The sequence below is a fragment of the Mesotoga sp. B105.6.4 genome (assembly GCF_002896535.1).
GTDB lineage: Bacteria > Thermotogota > Thermotogae > Petrotogales > Kosmotogaceae > Mesotoga.
This window is the reverse complement of record NZ_JWIM01000125.1, coordinates 1-1621: the sequence shown is the minus strand read 5'-3', so window position 1 is coordinate 1621 and position 1621 is coordinate 1. Positions and strand designations below refer to the sequence as shown.

Annotated in this window: 3 protein-coding genes; all 3 read right to left on the bottom strand. The window is 36.2% G+C overall.

Annotated features, from left to right (window positions below):
- On the bottom strand, window positions 1-320 hold a 320-nt coding region (locus RJ60_RS15890), incomplete at its 3' end, for a hypothetical protein (RefSeq protein ID WP_219725913.1).
- Window positions 321-330: 10 nt separating this feature from the next.
- On the bottom strand, window positions 331-978 hold the full coding sequence (locus tag RJ60_RS15015) for a hypothetical protein (RefSeq protein ID WP_103135280.1): 648 nt from the start codon (window positions 976-978) through the stop codon (window positions 331-333).
- Between the two features lie 49 nt (window positions 979-1027).
- The coding region (locus tag RJ60_RS15010; RefSeq protein WP_146028956.1) for a hypothetical protein at window positions 1028-1621 on the bottom strand (594 nt) is incomplete at its 5' end.

Below are 1621 nucleotides of genomic sequence, written 5' to 3'. Positions count from 1 at the left end.
AAATCCAAGATTGGAACTCCTCTGTAATCAAAAGCAGTAAAAGTATCTATTCTAATAAAGAACTGGTTTTCTTTGTCGTAGATCACATATACATTAAAATAAGATATCTGTTGTGTACTATAAGCGTCCAGTTTCATAAGCAGACAGAATTCGCGAAGAACTTCTTCGAAAAAACCAACGCGTTTTTTGTCTATGCACATATCAATGTCGTGTCCTAAATGCGTGGTTATTTGATCTGCGTTGCGCAAGACAACATACGGAAAAGCCTTTTTATTTAGGTAATCAAAAAATGATCTAGAGATCTCTGTACGACGGTCCATAATTCTCCAATCACTCCAGCTCTGTTCGTAGATAGTCTAAGACATTACTAGCCATTTCTTCCAGGCTTAACTTTTCACTATCTAGGACAACCATATCGCAGTTATTGTTCTCAAGAAGCGCCTTATTGTACTCAGCATATTTGATCGCAAGAATGGTGCTGTTCATAGGAAAAGGTTCCTTCTTTAGAAGAGACCTTCTTGCCGATGTCTCTGGAGAAACGACACATAAGAAATGTACATCAGGTTTTGGCATTACTTTGAAGAGAAGTCTTGTCATAATTCCATTAGGCCTGTATACGTAAGGAAACTTCACTTTGAAATCGATAATTGTGTCAATTATATATCTGTCGAGCACAATTGTCTTTCCACTTCTCTTCTTTATTCGTATCACAACCATTTCCAAGATTAGGTCCAGAATCGCGATCAACAACCAAATTCTTTGAAGAATCTTGCTTCGTAGCCTTCTTTTGTCAAGTATTAGTGTATCAAGCCTCTCCCCTTTTCCGGTAAGATGCAACTTTTTCTTGAAGAAGCTGAATATTCTTGTATAGCCACCACGAAGCCAAATTACTTCGAGGTTTGAGTTCAATATAGAAAGAGTCGCTGCAGTTTTTTTTATGCACGTTGATTTCCCAGAATTATCTAGTCCACTAAACACTATCAAACTCCCTTTTAAAGACACAGAAAACACTCCTTCAGACAGCAAACTAATTATTTTCAAGCTTGGCAAGCCATACAAAAAAATGTGGATTCTCTCTTTCATAATTTACCAAGTCTACTAGCCAGTATTCGAATTCGTCAAGAAGAAAAGCTAACGAAATGGCTTCACTTTGATATCCGTACTCTTTTCCTAGAAAACTCCATTTAAGACACTCTTTCACCAGGTTATCTATACTTTTGAATGAAAACGATTTATAGAGTTTTGAAGATGTAAATCGAGATTGCAATTGTAAGCAAATCAAATCATACACTACCTGTCGTTCCTCACTTCTTTCAAAATCTATGAACCTAAATCTGCCGTCCTTGTATAGTATATTTGAGAATTGCAAATCACCATGAGCTCTCGTAATGAACACGCTTTTTCTTTTATTCGATTCTCTGTAGTAGTGAAGTATATTCTGCAACTTTATAAGTGTCAATTTGACAAGTCTTTGGTTTCTAGGATCGGCAAATTCAACTGAATCTACTTGGTTTGACAGCGACTCCAGTTTTCTCGTCAAATAATCTCCAAATTTAAGTTCCTTAATGCCAAAAAGAGAATAGAATTCATTAAGACTTCTCCAAAGTTCAGGTAACATTCT